This window comes from Pseudescherichia vulneris NBRC 102420, from assembly GCF_000759795.1.
In the GTDB taxonomy this organism is placed as follows: domain Bacteria; phylum Pseudomonadota; class Gammaproteobacteria; order Enterobacterales; family Enterobacteriaceae; genus Pseudescherichia; species Pseudescherichia vulneris.
This window is the reverse complement of the sequence record NZ_BBMZ01000027.1, coordinates 1-23,428: the sequence shown is the minus strand read 5'-3', so window position 1 is coordinate 23,428 and position 23,428 is coordinate 1. Positions and strand designations below refer to the sequence as shown.

Below are 23,428 nucleotides of genomic sequence, written 5' to 3'. Positions count from 1 at the left end.
TCTTCCGATCTCGACATCTGGGTGTGTCATCAGTCGTGGCTCGACAGCGATGAGCGCCAGCTATTACAACGTAAATGCAGCCTGCTGGAGAGCTGGGCCGCCTCGCTCGGCGTAGAGGTAAGCTTCTTCCTGATCGACGAAAACCGCTTCCGCCATAACGAAAGCGGCAGCCTCGGCGGGGAAGACTGCGGCTCTACCCAGCACATCCTCCTGCTTGATGAGTTCTACCGCACCGCCGTGCGGCTGGCCGGGAAGCGTATTCTGTGGAATATGGTTCCGGGTGATGAAGAGGCTAACTACGACGACTACGTGATGTCGCTCTACGCCCAGGGCGTGCTGACGCCAAACGAGTGGCTGGATCTCGGCGGTTTGAGCTCGCTGTCGGCGGAGGAGTATTTCGGCGCTAGCCTGTGGCAGCTCTATAAAAGCATCGACTCTCCCTATAAAGCGGTGCTGAAAACGCTGCTGCTGGAGGCCTACTCCTGGGAGTACCCGAACACGCGCCTGCTGGCAAAAGACATTAAACAGCGGCTGCACGACGGGGAGATCGTCTCTTTTGGTCTCGATCACTACTGCATGATGCTGGAGCGGGTTACCCACTATCTGACGGCGATCGAAGACTTCACGCGCCTTGATCTGGTGCGTCGATGTTTCTACTTAAAAGTGTGTGAAAAGCTGAGCCGCGAGCGCGCCTGCGTGGGCTGGCGACGCGAAGTCGTGAGCTCGCTGGTGAAGGAGTGGGGCTGGGACGAAGCGCGTCTCGCCATGCTCGATAACCGCGCTAACTGGAAAATTGGCCAGGTGCGCGAAGCGCATAACGAACTGCTCGATGCCATGATGCAGAGCTATCGTAACCTGATCCGCTTTGCACGCCGTAATAACCTTAGCGTCTCCGCCAGTCCGCAGGATATCGGCGTGTTGACCCGTAAGCTGTATGCCGCCTTTGAAGCGCTGCCTGGGAAAGTGACGCTGGTAAACCCGCAGATTTCGCCGGATCTCTCCGAGCCGAATCTGACCTTTATTCATGTGCCGCCGGGCCGCGCCAACCGCTCTGGCTGGTATCTCTATAACCGCGCCCCGAGCATGGATTCGATTATCAGCCAGCAGCCGCTGGAGTATAACCGCTATCTGAACAAGCTGGTGGCGTGGGCATGGTTTAACGGCCTGCTGACGTCGCGCACGCATCTGTTTATCAAGGGCAACGGCATTGTCGATCTGGCGAAGCTACAGGAGATGGTGGCCGACGTGTCGCACCACTTCCCGCTGCGCCTGCCTGCGCCGACGCCGAAGGCGCTCTATAGCCCGTGTGAAATTCGTCATCTGGCGATCATTGTTAATCTGGAGTACGACCCGACGGCGGCGTTCCGCAATCAGGTGGTTCATTTTGACTTCCGCAAGCTGGACGTGTTCAGCTTCGGCGAGCAGCAAAACTGCCTGGTGGGCAGCGTCGATCTGCTGTATCGCAACTCGTGGAACGAGGTGCGTACCCTGCACTTTAACGGCGAGCAGGCGATGATCGAGGCGCTAAAGACCATTCTGGGCAAGATGCATCAGGACGCCGCGCCGCCGGATAGCGTTGAGGTGTTCTGCTATAGCCAGCACCTGCGCGGTTTGATTCGTACCCGCGTCCAGCAGCTGGTGTCAGAGTGCATCGAACTGCGCCTCTCCAGCACCCGCCAGGAGACCGGACGCTTTAAAGCGCTGCGCGTTGCCGGGCAGACATGGGGACTCTTCTTTGAGCGCCTGAACGTTTCGGTACAGAAGTTGGAGAATGCCATTGAGTTCTATGGCGCGATCTCCCACAACAAGCTGCACGGCCTGTCGGTGCAGGTAGAGACCAACCAGGTCAAGCTACCGCCGGTGGTGGATGGGTTTGCCAGCGAAGGGATTATCCAGTTCTTCTTTGAAGAGTCGGGTGACGAGGCGGGCTTTAATATTTATATACTGGACGAGAGCAACCGGGCAGAGGTGTATCACCACTGCGAGGGCAGTAAAGAGGAGCTGGTACGCGACGTAAGCCGCTTCTACTCTTCATCCCACGATCGCTTTACCTACGGCTCCAGCTTTATCAACTTCAATCTGCCGCAGTTCTACCAGATTGTAAAAGTTGACGGGCGTGCACAGGTGATCCCGTTCCGCAACCAGGCGATTGGCGTAGTGCCGCCAGCCAGTCCAAACAACGACGCGCCGCTGCTGCAGCACTATTTTTCGTAGACGTACGTAGGCCCGGTAAGCAGAGCGCCACCGGGCGATGTACTTTAGCGAAAAGCGACCGGCTCCCCGGCCTGCTGCGTTGCCGCCTGCTCCAGCAAATCCCAAAAATCGTCGCCGGTGCGATCGCAGATCCACGCGTCGCCTTTCAGGTCGAAGTGGTAGCCGCCCTGTTTCGTTGCCAGCCACACCTGGTGCAGCGGCTCCTGACGGTTAATGATGATTTTGCTGCCGTTTTCAAAGGTCAGGGTCAGCACGCCGCCGTTGATCTCGCAGTCGATATCGCTGTCGCCGTCCCAGCTATCCAGGCGATCTTCAATGGTCTGCCACAGGCCATCGGCAAGGCGGTGAAACTCAGAGTCGTTCATTTTTTTTCCTTCTGATCGTGATGGCGGCAGTATAACGCGAAATAATTCCCATTGCAGGCGGCGTGCAAACTCTTGCTTTTGTGCCCTCTCCTGCGATGATAGAAAACATAAAGCATGAACTTACAGGCAACCATAATGAAAAACGTTTTTCGTTCGCTGGCGGTACTTCTGACCCTGTTTAGCCTGACGGGCTGCGGTTTGAAGGGACCTCTCTATTTCCCGCCCGCTGACAAATCTGCTCCGCCGCCAACCAAGAAAGTGGATAACCCGGCCCAGACGGGCACGCCGACGCGTAACGATCGCGGCACCGCTGATGGCCCAACCCAGGTGATTTACTGACGGTAACATTCTGTTTCTGTGCAATGGAGTCAATGATGCAGTTCTCTAAAATGCATGGCCTTGGCAACGACTTTATGGTCGTCGACGCGGTAACGCAGAATGTCTTCTTTTCGCCGGAGCTGATCCGCCGACTGGCGGATCGCCATCTGGGCGTCGGCTTCGATCAGCTGCTGATCGTCGAGCCGCCTTACGATCCGGATCTCGACTTTCACTACCGGATCTACAACGCCGACGGCAGCGAAGTGTCGCAGTGCGGCAACGGCGCACGCTGCTTCGCTCGTTTTGTCCGTCTGAAGGGGCTGACCAACAAGCGTGATATCCGCGTCAGCACCGCCAACGGGCGCATGGTGCTGAGCGTCACGGAAGATGAGCTGGTACGGGTGAATATGGGCGAGCCCAATTTTGATCCCGCCGCCGTGCCGTTCCGTGCGAACAAAGCGGAGAAAACCTATATCATGCGCGTCGCTGAACAGACCATTCTGTGCGGCGTCGTTTCGATGGGGAATCCGCACTGCGTGATTCAGGTGGAGAGTGTCGACACCGCCCCGGTTGAAACCCTGGGTCCGGTGCTGGAGAGCCACGAGCGCTTCCCGGAGCGCGCCAATATCGGCTTTATGCAGGTCGTTAAGCGCGAACATATTCGCCTGCGCGTCTTTGAACGCGGCGCGGGGGAAACCCAGGCCTGCGGCAGCGGCGCCTGTGCGGCGGTGGCCGTGGGGATCCAGCAAGGTTTACTGGCAGAAGAGGTACGCGTGGAGCTTCCAGGCGGCCGTCTTGATATTGCCTGGAAGGGTCCGGGCCAGCCGCTGTTTATGACCGGCCCGGCAACACACGTCTACGACGGATTTATTCATCTATGAAGCACATTGAGGAAGAGCAGCAGGCGGCCCTGGCCGAACTAACCGATCGTGAGGTCGTGGATTACCTGCTGCGCAATCCTGAGTTTTTTATCCGCAATGCCCAGGCGGTCCAGATGATCGAGGTCCCGCACCCGGTGCGCGGCGCGGTATCGCTGGTTGAGTGGCAGATGGTGCGCGCGCGCAACCATATTAACCTGCTGGAAGAGAACATGACCCTGCTGATGGAGCAGGCGAGCAGTAACGAAGATCTCTTCTCCTGCCTGCTGCGTCTGCAGGGGCAGATGGCTTCGGCCAGCAGCCTTGAGGATCTGCTGGTGCGTTTCCAGCGCTGGGCAAAAGAGATGGGTCTGGCAGGGGCCAGCATCCGTCTGTTCTCCGATCGCTGGCGCATCGGCGCGCCCTCTGACTTTACCCATCTGGCGCTGAGCCGTCAGGCGTTTGAGCCGCTGCGTATTCAGCGCCTGGGCCATGAGAACCACTATCTGGGGCCGCTTAACGGGCCTGAGCTGCTGCTGCTATTGCCTGAAGCGCGCGCTATCGGCTCCGTGGCGCTCTCCATGATGGGCCACGACGGCGATCTCGGCGTGATTATTTTCAGCAGCCGGGATGTGACCCACTACCACCCGGATCAGGGCACCCAGCTGCTGCAAGAGGTGGCGGCCATGCTGCCGGAGCTGCTGGCGCGCTGGATTGAACGCATATGATCGACTCGCCGCTGCAGCCGCTGGTGACCCGTTTTCTGCGCTACCTGAGCGTTGAGCGGCAGCTGAGTCCGATCACCCTGCTGAACTATGAACGTCAGCTCGCTGCCATTATTACGCTGGCGGATGAAAGCAATATCAAAAGCTGGCCGCAGTGTGATGCCGCCGTGGTGCGCAGCTTTGCGGTGAAGAGCCGACGTCAGGGGCTGGGGCCAGCAAGCCTGGCGCTGCGGCTCTCGGCTCTGCGCAGCTTTTTTGACTGGCTGGTGAGCCAGGGCGAGCTGGTGGCCAACCCGGCGAAGGGGATATCTGCCCCGAAAGCGCCGCGCCACCTGCCGAAAAATATCGACGTTGATGACGTTAATCGTCTGCTGGATATCGATCTTAACGATCCGCTGGCCGTGCGCGACCGCGCGATGCTGGAGGTGATGTACGGCGCGGGCCTACGTCTTTCTGAGCTGGTAAACCTGGACATCCGCCATCTCGATCTCGACACCGGTGAGGTGTGGGTGCTGGGCAAAGGCAGCAAGGAGCGCCGTCTGCCGATAGGCCGTAACGCGGTCATCTGGGTTGAGCACTGGCTGGATCTGCGCGGGCTGTTTGGTACGGATGAAGACGCGCTGTTTCTGTCCAAGCTCGGCAAGCGTATTTCGGCGCGCAACGTGCAGAAGCGGTTTGCCGAGTGGGGCATTAAGCAGGGGCTGAACAGTCACGTGCATCCGCATAAGCTGCGCCACTCTTTTGCCACCCACATGCTGGAGTCGAGCGGCGATCTGCGCGGCGTGCAGGAGCTGCTGGGCCACGCGAACTTATCCACCACGCAAATCTATACCCATCTTGATTTTCAACACCTTGCCTCGGTGTACGACGCGGCGCATCCACGCGCCAAACGGGGGAAATAATGCGTTTTTATCGTCCACTGGGTCAGATCTCGGCCCTGACCTTTGACCTTGATGACACCCTGTACGATAACCGTGAGGTGATCCTGCGGACCGAGCACGAGTCGCTGACCTTTGTGCAAAACTATCACTCCTCGCTTAACCATCTGCAGAATAGCGACTTCCATCGGCTGCGGCAGGCGCTGCGTGAAAGCGATCCGGATATCCACCACGACGTCACAGAGTGGCGGCGGCGGGCGGTAGAGCGTGCCATGCTGGACGCTGGCCTGAGCGCGGAAGAGGCGCAGGAGGGGGCCACGGCGGCGATGGCAAACTTTGCTATCTGGCGCAGCCGGATAGACGTCCCACAGGCGACGCACGATACGCTGGCGGCGCTGGCCAAAAAGTGGCCGCTGGTGGCGATCACCAACGGCAACGCGCAGCCGGAGCGGTTTGGCCTTGGCGACTACTTTGAGTTTGTCCTGCGCGCTGGCCCGGACGGGCGTTCGAAGCCGCATGAGGATATGTACCATCGGGCGGCGGAGAAGCTCTCCCTGCCGCTGGGAGAGATCCTGCACGTGGGCGATGACCTCACCACTGACGTGGCGGGGGCGATCCGCTGCGGAATGCAGGCCTGCTGGATCAAACCGAAAAGTGCCGATCTGATGCACACGTCCGACAGCCGCTTATTACCCCACGTTGAAATTTCCCGGTTGGCATCTCTGACCTCGCTGATATAATCACCAGATAATCTGTATATATTAACAGGGGTCTGTACGGCCCCTCTCTCCCGGCGGTGCCAATGGACGTTTCTTACCTGCTCGACAGCCTTAATGACAAACAGCGTGACGCCGTGGCCGCGTCGCGCAGCAACATGCTGGTGCTGGCGGGCGCAGGCAGCGGTAAGACGCGCGTGCTGGTTCACCGTATCGCCTGGCTGCTGAGCGTAGAGAACTGCTCGCCATACTCGATTATGGCGGTGACCTTTACCAACAAAGCGGCGGCAGAGATGCGCCACCGTATCGGCCAGCTGATGGGCACCACCCAGGGCGGCATGTGGGTCGGCACCTTCCACGGACTGGCGCACCGCTTGCTGCGCGCTCACCATCTGGACGCCAACCTGCCGCAGGATTTTCAGATCCTCGACAGTGAGGATCAGCTGCGCCTGCTGCGTCGTCTGATCAAGGCCATGAACCTCGACGAGAAGCAGTGGCCGCCGCGGCAGGCGATGTGGTACATCAACGGCCAGAAAGACGAAGGCATCCGCCCGCACCATATTCAGAGCTTCGGTAACCCGGTTGAGCAGACCTGGCAGAAGGTCTATCAGGCCTACCAGGAGGCGTGCGATCGCGCCGGGCTGGTGGACTTCGCCGAGCTGCTGCTGCGTGCCCATGAGCTGTGGCTCAACAAGCCGCATATTCTCAACCACTACCGCGAGCGCTTTACCAATATCCTGGTGGATGAGTTCCAGGATACCAACAACATTCAGTACGCCTGGATCCGCCTGCTGGCAGGGGATACCGGCAAGGTGATGATCGTGGGCGACGACGACCAGTCTATCTACGGCTGGCGCGGCGCGCAGGTTGAAAACATCCAGCGCTTCCTCAACGATTTCCCCGGTGCTGAGACTATCCGCCTGGAGCAGAACTACCGCTCGACCAGTAACATTCTCAGCGCGGCTAACGCCCTGATTGAGAACAACAACGGTCGCCTCGGGAAAAAGCTCTGGACCGATGGCCTCGACGGCGAGCTGATTTCGCTCTACTGCGCGTTCAACGAACTCGACGAAGCGCGCTTCGTGGTGAACCGAATTAAGACCTGGCAGGAGAGCGGCGGCGCGCTGGAGCAGTGCGCGATCCTCTACCGCAGCAACGCCCAGTCGCGCGTGCTGGAAGAGGCGCTGCTCCAGGTAAGCATGCCGTACCGGATCTATGGCGGCATGCGCTTCTTCGAACGCCAGGAGATCAAAGATTCTCTCTCCTACCTGCGCCTGATTGCCAATCGCAACGACGATGCGGCCTTTGAGCGCGTGGTGAATACGCCAACGCGCGGCATTGGCGATCGCACCCTGGACGTGGTGCGTCAGGCGTCGCGCGATCGTCAGCTGACGCTGTGGCAGGCCAGCCGGGAGCTGTTGCAGGAGCGGGCGCTGGCCGGACGCGCGGCCAATGCGCTCCAGCGTTTCCTTGAGCTTATCGACGCCCTGGCCCAGGAGACCGCCGATATGCCGCTGCACGTGCAGACCGACCGGGTGATCAAAGATTCCGGCCTGTGGATGATGTACGAGCAGGAGAAGGGCGAAAAGGGCCAGGCTCGTATCGAAAACTTAGAGGAGCTGGTGACGGCAACGCGCCAGTTTAGCTACAACGACGAAGACGAAGATCTGATGCCGCTGCAGGCGTTTCTCTCCCACGCGGCGCTGGAAGCGGGCGAAGGGCAGGCCGATACCTGGCAGGATGCGGTGCAACTGATGACCCTGCACTCGGCGAAGGGCCTGGAGTTCCCGCAGGTCTTTATCGTCGGCATGGAAGAGGGGATGTTCCCCAGCCAGATGTCGCTGGATGAGGGTGGCAGGCTGGAGGAGGAGCGCCGTCTGGCCTACGTGGGCGTAACCCGCGCCATGCAGAAGCTAACGCTGACCTATGCCGAAACCCGCCGTCTGTATGGCAAAGAGGTTTACCATCGTCCCTCACGCTTTATCGGCGAGCTGCCGGAAAACTGCGTGGAAGAGGTGCGCCTGCGCGCCAGCATCAGCCGCCCGGTGAACCATCAGCGCATGGGGACGCCGGTGACGCAGAACGACTCCGGCTACAAGCTCGGCCAGCGGGTGCGTCATCCGAAATTTGGTGAAGGCACCATCGTCAACCTTGAGGGCAGCGGCGAGCATAGCCGTCTGCAGGTGGCCTTCCAGGGCCAGGGGATCAAATGGCTGGTAGCCGCTTACGCGCGGCTGGAAGAAGTGTAAGATTCAGAAAAATATCATTATTTTGTAATACTCTGCTACCCTTAAACGCTGAAGGCCAATTATTGCTCTTCAGCGTTCCGTTGCGTGTTGACGCCATATTTTAGCTGGCGTAACATGCGCGCACGATCACGCTAAGAGGACATTCGCCTTGGACACACCCAGTAGATGCTGGCTCAATTCCCTGTCATTCAGGAACAACTCCTAAGGCTATCTCCTCGCGCTGATGGCCTTAGTGGTTGTCAGCGGCAATAATTCCCGTCGCGCTGAGTCAGGCTGTTTAATGGTCTGAAACCCAATTTGTTTCTGTGTGCCCACCGAACTGTCCGATAATTTTTGTATTGGGAGTCCCGGTCATGTTGAGCGCATTTCAACTGGAAAATAACCGTCTGACCCGTCTCGAAGTTGAAGAGACACCTACCCTGATCGATGCCGTATGGGTGGATCTGGTCGAGCCGGATGACGATGAACGTAACCGTGTGCAGACGGATCTTGGCCAGAGCCTTGCGACGCGTCCGGAGCTGGAGGATATCGAAGCCTCCGCGCGTTTCTTTGAGGATGAGGACGGGCTGCATATTCACTCCTTCTTTTTCTTTGAAGATGCAGAGGATCACGCCGGTAACTCGACGGTCGCGTTCACCATTCGCGACGGTCGTCTGTTTACCCTGCGCGAACGTGAGCTGCCGGCATTTCGCCTCTACCGGATGCGCGCCCGCAGCCAGGCGATGGTTGACGGTAACGCCTACGAGCTGCTGCTGGATCTCTTTGAGACCAAAATCGAACAGCTGGCGGACGAGATCGAGAATATCTACAGCGATCTGGAGAAGCTGAGCCGCGTCATTATGGAAGGCCAGCAGGGCGATGAGTATGACGAAGCGCTCTCTGCGCTGGCGGAGCAGGAGGATATCGGCTGGAAGGTGCGTTTGTGCCTGATGGATACCCAACGTGCCCTTAACTTCCTGGTACGTAAGGCGCGTCTACCGGGTAGCCAGCTGGAGCAGGCTCGGGAGATCCTACGCGATATCGAATCCCTGCTGCCGCATAACGAATCCCTGTTTCAGAAGGTCAACTTCCTGATGCAGGCGGCGATGGGCTTTATCAATATCGAGCAGAACCGAATCATCAAGATCTTCTCGGTGGTATCGGTGGTGTTCCTGCCGCCAACGCTGGTGGCTTCCAGCTACGGGATGAACTTTGAGTTTATGCCAGAGCTGCACTGGAGCTTCGGCTATCCGGGCGCGATCGTCTTTATGATGCTTGCCGGCCTGGCGCCCTATCTCTACTTCAAACGCCGCAACTGGCTCTGAAGGGAATGGCGGTTCACCTGAACCGCCGATATTCTCTTACAGGCCCCAGTCCTGCTGCTTAAGCACGACCTTCTGGTAATACCAAATGTTGGTTCGGAAGGCGACCCATAACGACACCACCGATCCCAGCCAGCCAAAGTCGGTCAGGAAAACAATAAAACCGACTAAAATTTGCAATAAGATCACGACGACTGCTTTTTTCCACAGGCCCAGAATCAGCAAATAGATGACTGAGAAAAAGAGGGCATAAAAGTTCATTGCCACTTTCAGGCGCTGGCCAAAGGTCAACTTCTTATAAGCCGCTTTCCATTCAGGGGTATTTCCCCAGAAGCCCGGCACACCGTTTTTGTCCAGAAAAGAGAAGCGGAATTTCCATTTGTCACTAATGGAAGGATCGTTCATATAGTCGTGTTTCATATTGTTATTCCTTGCTGTGAGTATCGCTATGTGGCGCAGGATCCTTTCCCTCAGTGGGGGCCAGAATCAGCGCGATAAAGCAGATGAAATACCACGCCACATAGATCCTAAAGCCGCTGCCCGTCACGTCATACTCTTCATTCATGTCGGCTAACAGAGCAACGATAAATACGACAATAGTCAGTAAGACATACCACACTATTTTTTTGAAGCCGCTGTCACGCAGTCGGCAGCAATTAATGTTGATCACGAGGTACTGGATAAAAAGCGTTGCCAGTATGAGTATCAGGGCGTTCTCTACCTCGGCATATAAAAATAGCGCGAGGATATTAATAACTAAAAAGGCAGCAATATAGAGGCCGCGTGAAATCCTACCACTATTAGTAGGAACGAATAGTTTATAGAGCATATTATGACGCTTTGTCTGAAAGGTATTAAGGATAGTATTAAAATGAGACGTGTTTGTTAATTGTAGACTACGAACTTTGGTAGGGCATCAATGACGATGGACGTCTATTTCCCCTCTCCCTGTGAAGAGGGGAAGAGAGGTTATAGTTTACGCATCCGGCGCTGGGTGTAGAGCGCATCCATCACGAATACGGCCAGCGCTACCCAGATGAAACCAAAGGTCACCATCTTGTCCATCCCCGGTATCTCACCGTAGAAGGTGACCGCCAGCAGGAACATCAGCGTTGGGCCGATATACTGGAAAAAGCCAAGCGTCGACAGACGTAGACGGGTAGCCGCGCCGGTGAAGCAGAGCAACGGAATGGTGGTCACTACGCCTGCCGCCATCAGCAGCACGTTGAGCGACCACGGGTTACTGCCCATATGGCTGGTAGGGCTGTCAGCGATGCCGAACAGCCAGACGGCGGCGACTGGCAGCAGCCACAGGGTCTCTACCAGCATCCCCATCTGGGCATCGACGGCGATCTTTTTGCGTACCAGGCCATAGAAGGCAAAGCTAAACGCCAGCCCCAGGGCAATGATCGGCAGCGAGCCAAAGGTCCAGAGCTGCACCAGCACGCCGCAGGCGGCAAGGAGCACCGCCAGCCACTGCATACGGCGGAAGCGCTCGCCGAGGAAGATCATACCCAGCACAATATTCACCAGCGGGTTAATAAAGTAGCCGAGGCTGGCCTCCAGCATATGGTGATTGTTTACCGCCCAGATAAACAGCAGCCAGTTACCTCCCACCAATACCGCCGACAGGGCCAGCAGCAGGATCTTTTTGGGTGTTTGCAGCAGGATTTTCAGCCGCGGCCACTGACGGCTCACGCTAATCAGTATCACCATAAAAAAGAACGACCAGATAACCCGGTGGGTCAGGATCTCATTGGCGGGAACGTAGTCGATCAGCTTGAAGTACGCCGGTGCGATACCCCAAATAAAATAAGCGGCAAGAGCAAGTAATACACCCTGCCGCGTCTGCTTAGCATCCATCGGAACATCCAAATCCGTCATCAAAAAGTAACAGCATGTTAACCGATTTCACTGTCTCAACCTACCATGTAGGTCGCCGTGGCGCTGGCGATATAGAGCTGCTCTTCGTTATGCAGCTCAACGCGGGCTACGGCCACCTTGTTGCCCGCCCGCAGCAGGCTGCTGGTGGCGGTAAAGCGATTGCCCCGCCCAGGCCGCAGATAGTCGACGCGCAGATCGATAGTACCCATCTTTGCAAGGCGCGTGCGCAGCTCCTCTTCTGCAATGGTGTCATGGCGGGTGAGCGTGCTGCCGACGCAGACCAGTCCTGCCGCAACGTCCAGCGCAGAGGCAATGACCCCGCCGTGAAGAATGCTTTGCGCCCAGTTGCCGACCATTATCGGCTGGTTACTAAAGCTGAGCTGGGCAAAGGATTTTTCATAGCGATCCAGCTCCAGGCCCAGCGCACGGTTAAACGGCATGTGATAAACAAAAATTTCGCCCACCAGCTGTAACGCTTCTTCGGCGGTAAGAACGGCTGACATTATTTTATGCGTCCGGTAGTTAATGAGTTGTTGATTTTATGCTTCTTAATTGTTGTTTTCCACTTTCGGAAACGATAGCTGCGCAGCGTTTATAGAAAGATGTAAAATGGGTGTCTGAATATTACTCATTTCAACAATTTTGGTCAGGAGAGCAAAACCGATGCGGACGTATCTGCCCTGGTTTTTGTCAGCCATTGCACTGCCTTTTACAGCATTAGCGCAGGAAGCCACGGTTAAAGCTGTACACGATGCACCCGCCGTACGCGGCAGCATTATCGCGAATATGTTACAGGAGCACGATAACCCCTTTACGCTCTATCCGTATGAGTCCAACTATCTGCTCTATACGGTAACCAGCGATCTCAACAAAGAGGCCATCAGCACCTACAACTGGTCCGATAACGCACGCAAAGATGAGGTAAAATTCCAGCTCAGCCTGGCATTCCCGTTCTGGCGCGGTATCATGGGGCCGAACTCGGTGCTGGGCGCGTCCTATACGCAGAAGTCCTGGTGGCAGCTCTCTAACAGCGGTGAATCTTCGCCGTTTCGTGAAACCAACTACGAGCCGCAGCTGTTCCTCGGCTTCGCTACCGACTATGAACTGGCAGGCTGGACGCTGCGCGACGTTGAGTTCGGGTATAATCACGACTCTAACGGCCGCTCCGATCCGACCTCCCGCAGCTGGAACCGCATCTATAGCCGCCTGATGGCGCAAAATGCTAACTGGCTGGTAGAGGTAAAACCGTGGTTTGTGGTGGGCGACACCGACGATAACCCGGATATCACCAAGTACATGGGCTACTACCAGCTCAAGCTCGGTTACCAGCTGGGCGAGGCCATTCTGAGTGCTAAAGGGCAGTACAACTGGAATACCGGCTACGGCGGCGCCGAGCTGGGTCTGAGCTATCCGGTCACCAGGCACGTGCGTCTGTATACCCAGGTTTACAGCGGTTACGGTGAATCATTAATTGATTACAACTTTAACCAGACACGCGTAGGCGTGGGCGTTATGCTTAACGATCTTTTTTAAGGCAGAGTCATTTTTTGAAGGCAGATGGGGTTAACGTGGCGCAGGCGGAAGTATTGAATCTGGAGTCGGGGGCAGGGCAGGTTTTGCGGGATACCTTCGGCTACCAGCAGTTCCGCCCGGGCCAGCAGACCATCATTGAGACCGTGCTCGCTGGGCGCGACTGTCTGGTGGTCATGCCGACCGGCGGCGGGAAATCCCTCTGCTATCAAATTCCGGCGCTGGTACAAAGCGGTCTGACGGTGGTGGTATCGCCGCTGATTTCGCTGATGAAAGACCAGGTCGACCAGCTGCTTGCCAACGGTGTGGCGGCCGCCTGCCTCAACTCCACCCAAAGCCGGGAGGAGCAGCAGGGCATTATGGCGGGCTGCCGCAGCGGGCAGATCCGCCTGCTCTACATTGCCCCAGAACGCCTGATGCTGGATAACTTCCTTGAGCATCTCGCGCACTGGGATCTACGTCTGGTGGCGGTTGACGAGGCGCACTGTATTTCGCAGTGGGGGCACGATTTCCGCCCTGAGTATGCCGCACTCGGCCAGCTGCGCGCCCGCTTCCCCTCTGTGCCCTTTATGGCGCTGACCGCCACGGCGGATGACACCACCCGCAGCGATATTGTGCATTTGCTTGGCCTGCGCGATCCGCTGATCCAGGTCAGCAGCTTTGACCGTCCCAACATTCGCTATACGCTGCTGGAGAAGTTTAAGCCGCTCGATCAGCTGCTGCGCTACGTTCAGGAGCAGCGAGGCAAATCCGGCATCATCTATTGCAACAGCCGCGCGAAGGTAGAGGATACCGCCGCGCGCCTGCAGGCCCGTGGCTTTAGCGCCGGGGCCTATCACGCCGGGCTGGACAACAGCATTCGAGCCGACGTGCAGGAGAAGTTCCAGCGCGACGATCTGCAGATCGTGGTGGCTACCGTGGCGTTCGGAATGGGGATTAACAAACCCAACGTGCGCTTTGTGGTGCACTTTGATATTCCGCGCAACATTGAGTCCTACTATCAGGAGACCGGCCGCGCCGGGCGTGATGGCCTGCCCGCCGAGGCGATGCTGTTTTACGATCCGGCTGACATGGGCTGGCTGCGTAAATGCCTGGAGGAGAAGCCGCCAGGTCAGCTACAGGATATTGAGCGCCACAAGCTCAACGCGATGGGCGCGTTTGCCGAAGCGCAGACCTGCCGTCGTCTGGTGCTGCTGAACTACTTTGGAGAAGGGCGTCAGGAGCCGTGCGGCAACTGCGATATCTGCCTCGATCCACCGCGTCGCTACGATGGGCTGGTAGACGCTCAGAAAGCGCTTTCGGCTATCTACCGCGTCGGCCAGCGTTTCGGCATGGGCTACGTGGTCGAGGTGCTACGGGGCGCGAATAACCAACGCATTCGCGACATGGGTCATGACAAGCTCAAGATCTATGGCGAAGGGCGCGATCAAACAACGGAGCACTGGGTGAGCGTGATCCGCCAGCTTATCCACCTTGGCGTAGTGACGCAGAATATCGCCCAGCACTCGGCGCTACAGCTTACCGAGGCCGCGCGTCCGTTCCTGCGTGGCGAAGTGCCGCTGCAGCTTGCCGTGCCGCGCGTGGTAGTGGTGAAGGCGCGGGCAAACCCGAAAATCTTCGGCGGCAACTACGACCGCAAGCTGTTTGCCAAACTGCGCAAGCTGCGTAAGGCCATTGCCGATGAAGAGAACATTCCCCCTTACGTGGTGTTCAACGATGCCACGCTGATCGAGATGGCCGAGCAGATGCCGATCACCGCCAGCGAGATGCTCAGCGTGAACGGCGTTGGGATGCGCAAGCTTGAGCGCTTCGGCAAGCCGTTTATGACCCTTATTCGCGAGCATGTCGACGGCGACGATGAGTAGTCAGCGCGGCGAAAAGGTGCCAGGATAGGGCTCTAATTTCTCTTTCTTCACGAGTAACCTATGTTAACGCTATTTCTGACCGTGGCGCTGGTGCACCTGGTGGCGCTGATGAGCCCTGGTCCGGACTTCTTCTTTGTCTCGCAAACTGCCGTCAGCCGCTCGCGCAAAGAGGCGATGATGGGCGTGCTGGGGATCACCCTCGGCGTCATGATCTGGGCTGCCGTCGCACTGCTTGGCCTCAATCTGATCCTCGAAAAAATGGCCTGGCTGCACACCATCATTATGGTCGGCGGTGGGCTCTACCTCTGCTGGATGGGCTACCAGATGCTGCGCGGGGCGCTGAAAAAAGAGGTCCTGAATGCGCCTGCACCGCAGGTTGAGCTGGCAACCGGCGGACGTAGCTTTGTGAAGGGGCTGCTGACTAATCTGGCGAATCCAAAAGCAATCATCTACTTCGGCTCGGTCTTCTCGCTGTTTGTGGGCGACAGCGTCGGTGAAACGGCACGCTGGGGGATTTTCGTGCTGATCGCGCTGGAGACTTTCGCCTGGTTTTCCCTGGTGGCGAGCCTGTTTGCTCTGCCAGCGATGCGCCGTGGCTACCAGCGTATGGCGAAGTGGATCGACGGCGTGGCTGGCGCGCTCTTCACCGCCTTTGGCCTGCACCTGATTATTTCTCGTTAAGCCGCTGCCCGTCCGGGTTTAACCGGGCGGGTCGCGTTTCAATGTCGTAGCTGCTGTAGTTCGTCTTTTGACAGGCCGGTGATCTTCATTATTGCTTCAGAATCGAGGCCCAACCTGAGCATTGTTTTTGCAATTTCTTGTATGGCAACGCGTTTCCCTTCCTGCATGCCTTCATTGCGTAATTTCTCTGCAAACGTCATCAATGTTTCTCCATGCTGCGGCACGCGCTGTGCCAGTCCAAATAACAGAGTCTGAACGTCCTGGGCTTCTCCTGCTTGTGCGATGTAGTTTATCAACGTGATGACTTGTTGTCCGCTCATCTGCTCCAGCATCAACAAAACTGTGAGCTTGTCCAAAAGCTGCGCCATATCGCGCTGGCGAATATGCTTCTGAATCAGCGTCAGGGCCGCCATGCTGCGATGCTGCATAATTTCCTCGTCAGGGATAACGGTGATATCCACCAGGGGAAAGGCGGTGGTATAGAGCTGATGAGCAATATCTGGATCGTTAAACGCTTCTAGCCAATTCAGAGACCAGGGGTAGGGGCTTCGCCGTCCTTGATAGAACAGGATGGGGATCACCAGCGGCAGGGCGCTGTGCCCTGCCTCAAGGTGCTGATGCATTGCCGCTATCGCATAGCGCATCAGTCGAAACGCCATGTGCTTGTCCGGTGAGCTCTGGTGTTCAATAAGAATATGAACGTAGCCACGCCCGCAGGTGGTCTCCAGTGAATAGAGGATGTCGCTATAGTAGGGACGCAGGCTATCTTCAAGGAAGCTGCCCGACTCCAGATTTAACGTATCAAGCTTACAGATGTGGATTAATGCGGGCGGGAGATGAATTTCGATAAAGTCCCGCGCGGTTTCTACGCGGGAAAGAAACATTTTAAATACCGCATCATGCGGTGCTGCTGTCTCCGCCATCGTTCATCATCCTTGAATGAGAGTGTCAGGCGGCATTCTGGCACCGATGGCACCGGACCAACAGCATGCAAGACGGGAAACGTTGCTGGTTGCGGGCGGCGCCGTAGGGGACAGCTCGAACGTGCAGTCTGTTACCCTAACGCTGCGAGCGGGCCCCTAAATTCATCACGCGTGCCTTGCCGAGGCGAGCAGCGCACCGACCAGCATAAACAGCGAGCCAAATACGCGGTTTAACGCCTTCATCTGGCGCGGCCCCTTTATCCACGCCGCAATCCGCGTTGCCAGGGTGGCATAGCCAATCATCACGATGATATCCACTACGACGGTGGTGACGCCAAGCACCAGATACTGCATCACCTGGGGCTGATCCGGATTGATAAACTGTGGAAACAGCGCGGCAAGGAAAACAATGCTTTTGGGGTTGGTGAGGTTCACAAAGACGGCGCGCTTAAACAGGCGTCCGCGAGACTGGGTTTGGGCGAGGGTGTTGAGATCCAGCGCGCCAGCGGCCCGCCACTGTTGAATGCCCAGCCATACCAGGTAGGCCGCGCCTGCCCACTTCAGTACCTCAAACGCCAGCAGCGATCGGGAGAAGAGCGTTCCGAGTCCGACGCCCACCAGCACAATATGAATGGCCAGACCGGTCTGCAGGCCGCTAATCGACGCCGCTGCGCCGCGATAGCCGTGGCTGATGGCGGTGGTCATGGTATTAATCGCGCCGGAGCCTGGCGAGAGGCTGAGGATGATCGAGGTAAGCAGATAGGCAAACCACCACTCGAAAGTCATGCGAAACTCCCTGAACGATATATTTTATGCAACAATACGCTATTGTTAACATGTTGTATCACGAGTCATAAAAAAACAATTTTACAGACGACCGGGGGCGGAAACCCAATGTTTCGGCAGAAAAAGGGGTGGGAAACAAGAGAAAATGCCTTTGCAGCTTTCACGCACGGACCCTTGACCGATTTCTGGCGGCAGCGTGAAGAGGCTGAATTCATTGGCGTTGGCGATATTCCAGTGCGCTTTGTGCGCTTTCATGCTGCCGATCACGATCGGGTGATCGTTGTCTGTCCTGGGCGTATTGAAAGCTACGTCAAATATGCCGAGCTTGCTTACGATCTGTTCCATCTCGGTTTTGACGTGCTGATCATCGACCATCGCGGGCAGGGGCGCTCAGGCCGTATTCTGCCCGACAGGCATCGCGGGCACGTCGATAATTTTGATGACTACGTTGACGATCTGCAGGCCTTCTGGCAGCAGGAGGTTGTGCCGGGCCCATGGCGTAAACGCTATATTCTGGCGCACTCAATGGGCGGGGCGATCGCCACGCTGCTGTTGCAACGCCAGCCGCAGCGTTGCGATGCGATCGCGCTCTGCGCGCCCATGTTTGGTATTGTTATCCGTCTGCCCGACTGGATGGTGCGCCATATCCTGAACTGGGCCGAAGGCTATCAGCCGTTCCGGGAGAGCTACGCGCTGGGCACGGGACGTTGGCATGCGCTGCCGTTTAGCATTAACGTGCTTACCCATAGTCGGGTACGCTACCAGCGAAACCTGCGCTGCTATGCTGACGATCCGCAGCTGCGCGTCGGCGGGCCGACCAACCATTGGGTGCGAGAGGGTATTCTCGCCGGTGAAAAGGTGCTGGCGGGCGCGGCGCAGGATGCGACGCCCATGCTCCTGCTTCAGGCAGAAGAGGAGCGCGTCGTCGATAACCGAATGCACGATCGTTTCTGTGAAATTCGCGCCGCAGCGGGCCACCCCTGTGAAGGAGGCAAGCCGCTGGTGATCAAAGGCGCGTACCATGAGATCCTTTTTGAAAAGGACGCCATGCGCTCAGTCGCGCTTAACGCCATCGTTGATTTTTTCGACGGGCATAACTAATCCGGCGGTTCGCCGCCTGACCAGAGGTTAAATTCTATTATGTATCAGGTTGTTGCGTCTGATTTAGATGGCACGCTGCTCTCACCCGACCACTCACTCTCTCCCTACGCCAAAGAGACGTTAAAGCTGCTGACCGCGCGCGGCGTCAACTTCGTTTTTGCCACCGGCCGTCACCATGTCGACGTAGGACAGATCCGCGATAAGCTGGGTATCAAAGCCTATATGATCACCTCTAACGGGGCGCGGGTGCACGATACTGATGGCAACCTAGTCTTTACTCATAACCTGGATCGCGAAATCGCTGAAGATCTGTTTGGCGTGATGCATCACGATCCGCATATCGATACCAACGTCTACCGTGACGATGAGTGGTTTATCAACCGCCACCGCCCGGATGAGATGCGCTTTTTCAAAGAGGCCGTCTTTCAGTATTCGCTCTATGAGCCAGGCCTCCTTGAACCGGAGGGGATCAGCAAAGTGTTCTTCACCTGCGATACCCATGAGCCGCTGCTGCCCCTGGAGCAGGCCATCAACGCCCGCTGGGGCGATCGCGTCAACGTCAGCTTCTCCACGCTGACCTGTCTGGAGGTAATGGCGGGCGGCGTGTCGAAAGGTCACGCGCTGGAGGCAGTGGCGAAAGCGATGGGCCACAGTCTGAAAGAGTGCATCGCCTTTGGCGATGGAATGAACGATGCCGAGATGCTCTCTATGGCGGGTAAGGGCTGCATCATGGCCAACGCGCACCAGCGCCTGAAGGATCTCTATCCAGAGCTGGAAGTGATCGGCACTAACGGTGACAACGCCGTGCCGCACTATCTGCGGAAGCTGTTTCTTGATTGATTAACGATTAATCAGTTGTCAACCGGTAACTCCGCTACAATGGGTGCTCATTAACCAACGAGACACCTATTGTGGCGTTACTCATTATCACCACCGTTCTGTGGGCCTTCTCTTTTAGCCTCTATGGCGAATACCTCGCCGGACATATCGACAGCTACTTCTCCGTGCTGATGCGAGTTGGGCTGGCGGCGCTGGTATTCCTGCCTTTCCTGCGTACGCGAGGCCACGGGTTAAAAACCATCGGCCTCTATATGCTGGTGGGGGCTATGCAGCTGGGCATCATGTATATGCTCAGCTTCCGCGCCTATCTCTATCTGACGGTCTCCGAGCTGTTACTGTTCACCGTCCTGACGCCGCTCTACATCACGCTGATCTACGACGTGATGAGTCGACGCCGACTGCGCTGGGGCTATGCGCTGAGCGCGCTGCTGGCGGTGATCGGGGCCGGGATCATCCGTTACGATCAGGTGACTAACCACTTCTGGACCGGACTGCTGCTGGTGCAGCTCTCTAACATCAGCTTTGCCATCGGCATGGTGGGCTACAAGCGTCTGATGGAGACCCGTCCGATGCCGCAGCATAACGCCTTTGCCTGGTTCTATCTGGGCGCGTTCCTGGTGGCGGTGGTGGCCTGGTTTGCATTGGGCAACGCCCAGAAGCTGCCGGAGACAAACCTGCAGTGGAGCATTCTGGTGTTTCTCGGCGTGGTGGCGTCAGGGATTGGCTACTTCATGTGGAACTACGGCGCAACCCAGGTGGATGCCGGTACGCTCGGCATCATGAACAACATGCACGTCCCGGCAGGACTGCTGGTAAACCTTGCCATCTGGCAAGAGCAGCCCCACTGGCCGAGCTTTATCCTTGGGGGGACAGTGATAGTGGCGTCCCTGTGGGTACATCGCCGCTGGGTCGCTCCGCGCTCCGCACAAAAGGAAGGTGGTCGCACGCATGGTTCCGCGCTGAGCGAATAAACGCCTCCGTTACCGGCTGACGCTGCTCGCCATCGCGCACCGCTGCGTACAACCGGCTCCACAGTCCTTCGCCCAGGGTCTTGGTCACGATCAGACCCTGGCGCTCAAAACTCTCCACCACCCAGTGCGGCAGCGCCGCGATACCCATCCGCGCCGCCACCATCTGGATCAGCAGCAGCGTGTTATCCACGCTCTTCACCATCGGGTTAATGCCCGCCGGCTGCAGGAAGTGACGCCAGATGTCCAGCCGACTGCGCTGGACCGGGTAGATCAGCAGCGTTTCAGCGGCGATATCCTCCGGCGTAATACGCGCCCGGGTCGCGAGAGGGTGATCCGGGGCCAGCACCAGGCGCACTTCAAAATCAAACATCGGTGAATAGTGCAGCCCGCTGCGCGGCAAAATGTCTGAGGTCAGCACCACGTCCAGCTCGCTCTGCTGCAACGCTGGCTGGGGATCGAAGGTCACGCCGGATTTGAAATCCATCTCTACCTGCGGCCATTTGCTACGGAAATTCTCAAGCGCGGGAGTGAGCCACTGAATACAGCTGTGGCACTCAATGGCGATCCGTAGGGTGGTTTGCTGCGGTTCGCTACAGTCCTGAAGCGCACGGTTAATCTGCGGCAGCACCTGATTGGCCAGCTGCAACAGGATCTCGCCCTGCGGCGTAAAGCGCAGCGGCTGACTTTTACGCACAAAAAGACGGAAGCCAAGGCGCTGTTCGAGATCGCTGAACTGGTGGGAGAGGGCGGACTGTGTCTGATGCAGCGTGGCCGCCGCTGCCGCCAGCGATCCGCTGTTCCGTAACGCCTGGAGCGTTTTCAGGTGTTTAATTTCGATCATGAAAGTCCTTCACTTCGCCATGAACAATTTGCGCTTGAGGAATATACAGTACCTGTCGAATATAGATGTGTAAACATCTGGACGTCCAAAATCCTAAAATTCACAAGGGGTATACCATGACAGTACTGAATCACACCCTCGGTTTTCCTCGCGTTGGTCTGCGTCGCGAGTTGAAGAAGGCACAAGAGAGCTACTGGGCGGGCAACACCACGCAGGACGCGCTGCTGGCGGTAGGCCGGGAGCTGCGCGCTCGCCACTGGGATCAGCAGAAGCAGGCGGGTATTGACCTGCTGCCGGTGGGCGATTTCGCCTGGTACGACCATGTTCTGACCACCAGCCTGCTACTCGGCAACGTGCCGGCTCGTCATCAGAACAGAGATGGATCGGTCGATATCGACACCCTGTTCCGCATTGGCCGCGGCCGAGCGCCTACCGGTGAGCCAGCGGCGGCGGCAGAGATGACCAAATGGTTTAATACCAACTATCACTATATGGTGCCGGAGTTCACTCAAGGACAGCGGTTCGCGCTGACCTGGACCCAGTTGCTGGATGAAGTAGACGAGGCGCTGGCGCTGGGCCACAAGGTCAAGCCCGTCCTGCTGGGGCCGGTAACGTACCTGTGGTTGGGCAAGGTAAAAGGCGAGCCGTTTGACCGCCTGAGCCTGCTGAATGACATTCTGCCGGTCTACCAGCAGGTGCTGGCCGAGCTGGCAAAACGCGGCGTCGAGTGGGTACAGATCGACGAGCCCGCACTGGTGCTGGAGCTGCCGCAGGCGTGGCTGAACGCCTTCAAGCCCGCCTATGAGACGCTGGCAGGGCAGGTGAAGCTGCTGCTGACCACCTATTTCGAAGGCGTGACGCCGAACCTCGATACTATTGCCGCGCTGCCGGTACAGGGTCTGCACGTTGACCTGGTGCACGGCAAGGATGACGTAGCCGAGCTGCATCGCCGCCTGCCAGCCGCCTGGCTGCTCTCCGCCGGGCTGGTGAACGGTCGTAACGTTTGGCGGGCCGATCTCACCGAGAAATATGCCCAGATTAAAGACATCGTCGGCCAACGCGATCTGTGGGTCGCCTCCTCCTGCTCGCTGCTGCACAGTCCGATCGATCTGAGCGTGGAGACCCGGCTGGATGGCGAAGTGAAGAGCTGGTTTGCCTTCGCCCTGCAAAAATGTCACGAGCTGACCCTGCTGCGCGATGCCCTGAACAGCGGCGACACCGCGCCACTGGCTGCATGGAGTGCCCCGATCCAGGCGCGCCGCCATTCAACCCGGGTGCACAACACGGCGGTGGCCCAGCGGCTGGCAGCGATTACCGCCAGAGATAGCCAGCGTGCGCGTCCCTACGCGGAGCGTGCAGCGGTTCAGCGGGCGCGTTTCAACCTGCCCGCCTGGCCGACAACGACCATCGGCTCGTTCCCGCAGACCACCGAGATCCGCGGCCTGCGCCTGGAGTTCAAACAGGGACGTCTAGACGCGGGCAGCTACCGCACTGGTATTGCCGAACATATCAAACAGGCGATTGCCGAGCAGGAGCGCCTGGGCCTCGACGTGCTGGTGCACGGTGAAGCCGAGCGTAACGACATGGTGGAGTATTTTGGCGAGCACCTGGACGGCTTTGTCTTTACCCAGAACGGCTGGGTGCAGAGCTACGGCTCCCGCTGCGTGAAGCCGCCGGTGGTGATCGGCGACGTTAGCCGTCCGGAAGCGATCACCGTGGAGTGGGCGAAATATGCCCAGTCCCTCACCGATAAGCCGGTAAAAGGGATGCTGACCGGGCCGGTGACCATTCTCTGCTGGTCCTTCCCGCGCGAAGACGTCAGCCGGGAAACCATCGCGAAGCAGATTGCGCTGGCACTGCGCGACGAAGTGGCGGATCTGGAGGCGGCGGGCATCGGTATTATCCAGATCGATGAGCCAGCCCTGCGTGAAGGACTGCCGCTAAGGCGCAGCGACTGGGACGCCTATCTGGCCTGGGGCGTGGAAGCCTTCCGTATTAACGCCGCGGTGGCGAAGGACGAGACGCAGATCCACACCCATATGTGCTACTGCGAGTTCAACGACATCATGGATTCCATCGCCGCGCTGGATGCCGACGTGATCACCATCGAAACCTCGCGCTCGGATATGGAGCTGCTGGAGTCGTTTGAAGCCTTTGAATACCCGAATGAGATTGGGCCGGGGGTTTACGATATCCACTCGCCAAACGTGCCGGACGTCGCGTGGATCGAGACCTTGCTGAAGAAGGCGGCGGATCGCATCCCGGCTGAACGCCTGTGGGTTAACCCGGACTGCGGCCTGAAAACCCGTGGCTGGCCGGAGACCCGTGCCGCGCTGGCGAACATGGTGAAAGCGGCACAGAACCTGCGTCAGGCGTGAGGCTC

24 protein-coding genes are annotated in these 23,428 nt (G+C 57.9%); 16 read left to right on the top strand and 8 right to left on the bottom strand.

All coding sequences use genetic code 11. The features are described 5' to 3' along the window. Positions 1-2,214, top strand: a 2,214-nt coding sequence (locus EV102420_RS18430) for a class I adenylate cyclase (RefSeq protein ID WP_042394941.1), incomplete at its 5' end; no start/stop codon positions are given. 44 nt (positions 2,215-2,258) lie between these two features. On the opposite strand, the gene cyaY is transcribed toward EV102420_RS18430, so the two are convergent. After that, complete coding sequence (cyaY, locus tag EV102420_RS18425; RefSeq protein WP_042394936.1) at positions 2,259-2,579, bottom strand: iron donor protein CyaY; 321 nt, start codon at positions 2,577-2,579, stop codon at positions 2,259-2,261. A gap of 135 nt (positions 2,580-2,714) precedes the next feature. On the opposite strand from cyaY, the gene lptM reads away from it, so the two are divergent. The 8 genes from lptM to corA all read left to right on the top strand — a co-directional run bounded on the left by lptM (position 2,715) and on the right by corA (position 9,626). Beyond that, positions 2,715-2,918, top strand: a complete 204-nt coding sequence (gene lptM, locus EV102420_RS18420; protein WP_042394934.1) for an LPS translocon maturation chaperone LptM — start codon at positions 2,715-2,717, stop codon at positions 2,916-2,918. A 35-nt stretch (positions 2,919-2,953) separates the two neighbouring features. Next, positions 2,954-3,778, top strand: a complete 825-nt coding sequence (dapF, locus tag EV102420_RS18415; RefSeq protein WP_042394933.1) for a diaminopimelate epimerase — start codon at positions 2,954-2,956, stop codon at positions 3,776-3,778. Further along, positions 3,775-4,482, top strand: a complete 708-nt coding sequence (locus tag EV102420_RS18410) for a DUF484 domain-containing protein (RefSeq protein WP_042394930.1) — start codon at positions 3,775-3,777, stop codon at positions 4,480-4,482. Before dapF ends, EV102420_RS18410 begins: the two co-directional genes overlap by 4 nt. Then, positions 4,479-5,381, top strand: a complete 903-nt coding sequence (xerC, locus tag EV102420_RS18405; protein ID WP_042394928.1) for a tyrosine recombinase XerC — start codon at positions 4,479-4,481, stop codon at positions 5,379-5,381. The genes EV102420_RS18410 and xerC overlap by 4 nt, the downstream gene beginning before the upstream one ends. Next, positions 5,381-6,097 (top strand): 5-amino-6-(5-phospho-D-ribitylamino)uracil phosphatase YigB, encoded by a 717-nt coding sequence (yigB, locus tag EV102420_RS18400; protein ID WP_042394926.1) that lies wholly within the window; start codon positions 5,381-5,383, stop codon positions 6,095-6,097. Before xerC ends, yigB begins: the two co-directional genes overlap by 1 nt. A 62-nt stretch (positions 6,098-6,159) precedes the next feature. Continuing rightward, entirely contained in the window at positions 6,160-8,322 is a 2,163-nt protein-coding gene (uvrD, locus tag EV102420_RS18395; RefSeq protein WP_042394924.1) for a DNA helicase II, read from the top strand. A 148-nt stretch (positions 8,323-8,470) separates the two neighbouring features. Beyond that, entirely contained in the window at positions 8,471-8,527 is a 57-nt protein-coding gene (gene ysgD, locus EV102420_RS22925) for a YsgD/CorL family protein (RefSeq protein WP_353621329.1), read from the top strand. 148 nt (positions 8,528-8,675) lie between these two features. Continuing rightward, entirely contained in the window at positions 8,676-9,626 is a 951-nt protein-coding gene (gene corA / locus EV102420_RS18390; RefSeq protein WP_042394922.1) for a magnesium/cobalt transporter CorA, read from the top strand. Between the two features lie 36 nt (positions 9,627-9,662). Here corA and EV102420_RS18385 read toward each other — a convergent pair whose 3' ends face one another. From EV102420_RS18385 to yigI, 4 genes are all read right to left on the bottom strand, one after another. Continuing rightward, positions 9,663-10,043 (bottom strand): DUF2628 domain-containing protein, encoded by a 381-nt coding sequence (locus EV102420_RS18385; protein WP_042394921.1) that lies wholly within the window; start codon positions 10,041-10,043, stop codon positions 9,663-9,665. 4 nt (positions 10,044-10,047) lie between these two features. Next, the gene (locus EV102420_RS18380) at positions 10,048-10,452 is read right to left on the bottom strand and encodes a hypothetical protein (protein WP_042394919.1); all 405 of its coding nucleotides are present in this window, start codon (positions 10,450-10,452) and stop codon (positions 10,048-10,050) included. Between the two features lie 140 nt (positions 10,453-10,592). Then, the gene (rarD, locus tag EV102420_RS18375; protein WP_042394918.1) at positions 10,593-11,486 is read right to left on the bottom strand and encodes an EamA family transporter RarD; all 894 of its coding nucleotides are present in this window, start codon (positions 11,484-11,486) and stop codon (positions 10,593-10,595) included. Positions 11,487-11,542: 56 nt separating this feature from the next. Further along, positions 11,543-12,010 (bottom strand): acyl-CoA thioesterase YigI, encoded by a 468-nt coding sequence (yigI, locus tag EV102420_RS18370; RefSeq protein WP_042394916.1) that lies wholly within the window; start codon positions 12,008-12,010, stop codon positions 11,543-11,545. A gap of 160 nt (positions 12,011-12,170) precedes the next feature. Here yigI and pldA point away from each other — a divergent pair, with 160 nt between their 5' ends. From pldA to rhtC, 3 genes are read left to right on the top strand one after another with little or no spacing between them, the layout of a single operon-like run. Continuing rightward, the gene (gene pldA, locus EV102420_RS18365) at positions 12,171-13,040 is read left to right on the top strand and encodes a phospholipase A (protein ID WP_042394914.1); all 870 of its coding nucleotides are present in this window, start codon (positions 12,171-12,173) and stop codon (positions 13,038-13,040) included. A 35-nt stretch (positions 13,041-13,075) separates the two neighbouring features. Continuing rightward, positions 13,076-14,902, top strand: a complete 1,827-nt coding sequence (gene recQ / locus EV102420_RS18360) for an ATP-dependent DNA helicase RecQ (protein WP_042394939.1) — start codon at positions 13,076-13,078, stop codon at positions 14,900-14,902. Positions 14,903-14,962: 60 nt separating this feature from the next. Further along, a complete protein-coding gene (gene rhtC / locus EV102420_RS18355) occupies positions 14,963-15,583 on the top strand; it encodes a threonine export protein RhtC (protein WP_042394910.1) in 621 nt (206 codons plus the stop codon). A 38-nt stretch (positions 15,584-15,621) separates the two neighbouring features. On the opposite strand, the gene EV102420_RS18350 is transcribed toward rhtC, so the two are convergent. Together EV102420_RS18350 and rhtB are read right to left on the bottom strand one after the other, a co-directional pair. After that, complete coding sequence (locus EV102420_RS18350; RefSeq protein ID WP_042394907.1) at positions 15,622-16,506, bottom strand: Rpn family recombination-promoting nuclease/putative transposase; 885 nt, start codon at positions 16,504-16,506, stop codon at positions 15,622-15,624. A gap of 165 nt (positions 16,507-16,671) precedes the next feature. Continuing rightward, positions 16,672-17,292, bottom strand: coding sequence for a homoserine/homoserine lactone efflux protein (rhtB, locus tag EV102420_RS18345; protein ID WP_042394902.1), 621 nt, complete (start codon positions 17,290-17,292; stop codon positions 16,672-16,674). Positions 17,293-17,400: 108 nt separating this feature from the next. Between rhtB and pldB the strand changes: the two genes are divergently transcribed. The 3 genes from pldB (at position 17,401) to EV102420_RS18330 (ending at position 20,204) form a co-directional block, all read left to right on the top strand. Further along, positions 17,401-18,393 carry a lysophospholipase L2 gene (gene pldB, locus EV102420_RS18340; RefSeq protein ID WP_042394901.1) on the top strand — a complete coding sequence of 331 codons (993 nt, stop codon included), beginning with the start codon at positions 17,401-17,403 and terminating at the stop codon, positions 18,391-18,393. 39 nt (positions 18,394-18,432) lie between these two features. Then, positions 18,433-19,233, top strand: a complete 801-nt coding sequence (gene yigL, locus EV102420_RS18335) for a sugar/pyridoxal phosphate phosphatase YigL (RefSeq protein WP_042394898.1) — start codon at positions 18,433-18,435, stop codon at positions 19,231-19,233. Between the two features lie 71 nt (positions 19,234-19,304). Next, positions 19,305-20,204, top strand: a complete 900-nt coding sequence (locus EV102420_RS18330; RefSeq protein WP_042394896.1) for a carboxylate/amino acid/amine transporter — start codon at positions 19,305-19,307, stop codon at positions 20,202-20,204. On the opposite strand, the gene metR is transcribed toward EV102420_RS18330, so the two are convergent. Then, positions 20,089-21,045 carry an HTH-type transcriptional regulator MetR gene (metR, locus tag EV102420_RS21655; RefSeq protein ID WP_072015311.1) on the bottom strand — a complete coding sequence of 319 codons (957 nt, stop codon included), beginning with the start codon at positions 21,043-21,045 and terminating at the stop codon, positions 20,089-20,091. The genes EV102420_RS18330 and metR overlap by 116 nt on opposite strands. A gap of 116 nt (positions 21,046-21,161) precedes the next feature. Here metR and metE point away from each other — a divergent pair, with 116 nt between their 5' ends. After that, a complete protein-coding gene (gene metE / locus EV102420_RS18320) occupies positions 21,162-23,423 on the top strand; it encodes a 5-methyltetrahydropteroyltriglutamate--homocysteine S-methyltransferase (protein WP_042394892.1) in 2,262 nt (753 codons plus the stop codon). Positions 23,424-23,428: the final 5 nt, after the last annotated feature.

Excerpts from the sequence above, each read along its gene's own strand:
- corA (WP_042394922.1), top strand. The coding sequence starts at position 8,676 with ATGTTGAGCGCATTTCAACTGGAAAATAACCGTCTGACCCGTCTCGAA.
- dapF (WP_042394933.1), top strand. The coding sequence starts at position 2,954 with ATGCAGTTCTCTAAAATGCATGGCCTTGGCAACGACTTTATGGTCGTC.
- rhtC (WP_042394910.1), top strand. The coding sequence starts at position 14,963 with ATGTTAACGCTATTTCTGACCGTGGCGCTGGTGCACCTGGTGGCGCTG.
- yigB (WP_042394926.1), top strand. The coding sequence starts at position 5,381 with ATGCGTTTTTATCGTCCACTGGGTCAGATCTCGGCCCTGACCTTTGAC.
- cyaY (WP_042394936.1), bottom strand. The coding sequence starts at position 2,579 with ATGAACGACTCTGAGTTTCACCGCCTTGCCGATGGCCTGTGGCAGACC.
- EV102420_RS18385 (WP_042394921.1), bottom strand. The coding sequence starts at position 10,043 with ATGAAACACGACTATATGAACGATCCTTCCATTAGTGACAAATGGAAA.
- EV102420_RS18350 (WP_042394907.1), bottom strand. The coding sequence starts at position 16,506 with ATGGCGGAGACAGCAGCACCGCATGATGCGGTATTTAAAATGTTTCTT.
- rhtB (WP_042394902.1), bottom strand. The coding sequence starts at position 17,292 with ATGACTTTCGAGTGGTGGTTTGCCTATCTGCTTACCTCGATCATCCTC.
- metR (WP_072015311.1), bottom strand. The coding sequence starts at position 21,045 with ATGATCGAAATTAAACACCTGAAAACGCTCCAGGCGTTACGGAACAGC.
- EV102420_RS18380 (WP_042394919.1), bottom strand. The coding sequence starts at position 10,452 with ATGCTCTATAAACTATTCGTTCCTACTAATAGTGGTAGGATTTCACGC.
- EV102420_RS18410 (WP_042394930.1), top strand. The coding sequence starts at position 3,775 with ATGAAGCACATTGAGGAAGAGCAGCAGGCGGCCCTGGCCGAACTAACC.
- yigL (WP_042394898.1), top strand. The coding sequence starts at position 18,433 with ATGTATCAGGTTGTTGCGTCTGATTTAGATGGCACGCTGCTCTCACCC.
- pldA (WP_042394914.1), top strand. The coding sequence starts at position 12,171 with ATGCGGACGTATCTGCCCTGGTTTTTGTCAGCCATTGCACTGCCTTTT.
- rarD (WP_042394918.1), bottom strand. The coding sequence starts at position 11,486 with ATGGATGCTAAGCAGACGCGGCAGGGTGTATTACTTGCTCTTGCCGCT.
- lptM (WP_042394934.1), top strand. The coding sequence starts at position 2,715 with ATGAAAAACGTTTTTCGTTCGCTGGCGGTACTTCTGACCCTGTTTAGC.
- metE (WP_042394892.1), top strand. The coding sequence starts at position 21,162 with ATGACAGTACTGAATCACACCCTCGGTTTTCCTCGCGTTGGTCTGCGT.
- pldB (WP_042394901.1), top strand. The coding sequence starts at position 17,401 with ATGTTTCGGCAGAAAAAGGGGTGGGAAACAAGAGAAAATGCCTTTGCA.
- yigI (WP_042394916.1), bottom strand. The coding sequence starts at position 12,010 with ATGTCAGCCGTTCTTACCGCCGAAGAAGCGTTACAGCTGGTGGGCGAA.
- xerC (WP_042394928.1), top strand. The coding sequence starts at position 4,479 with ATGATCGACTCGCCGCTGCAGCCGCTGGTGACCCGTTTTCTGCGCTAC.
- uvrD (WP_042394924.1), top strand. The coding sequence starts at position 6,160 with ATGGACGTTTCTTACCTGCTCGACAGCCTTAATGACAAACAGCGTGAC.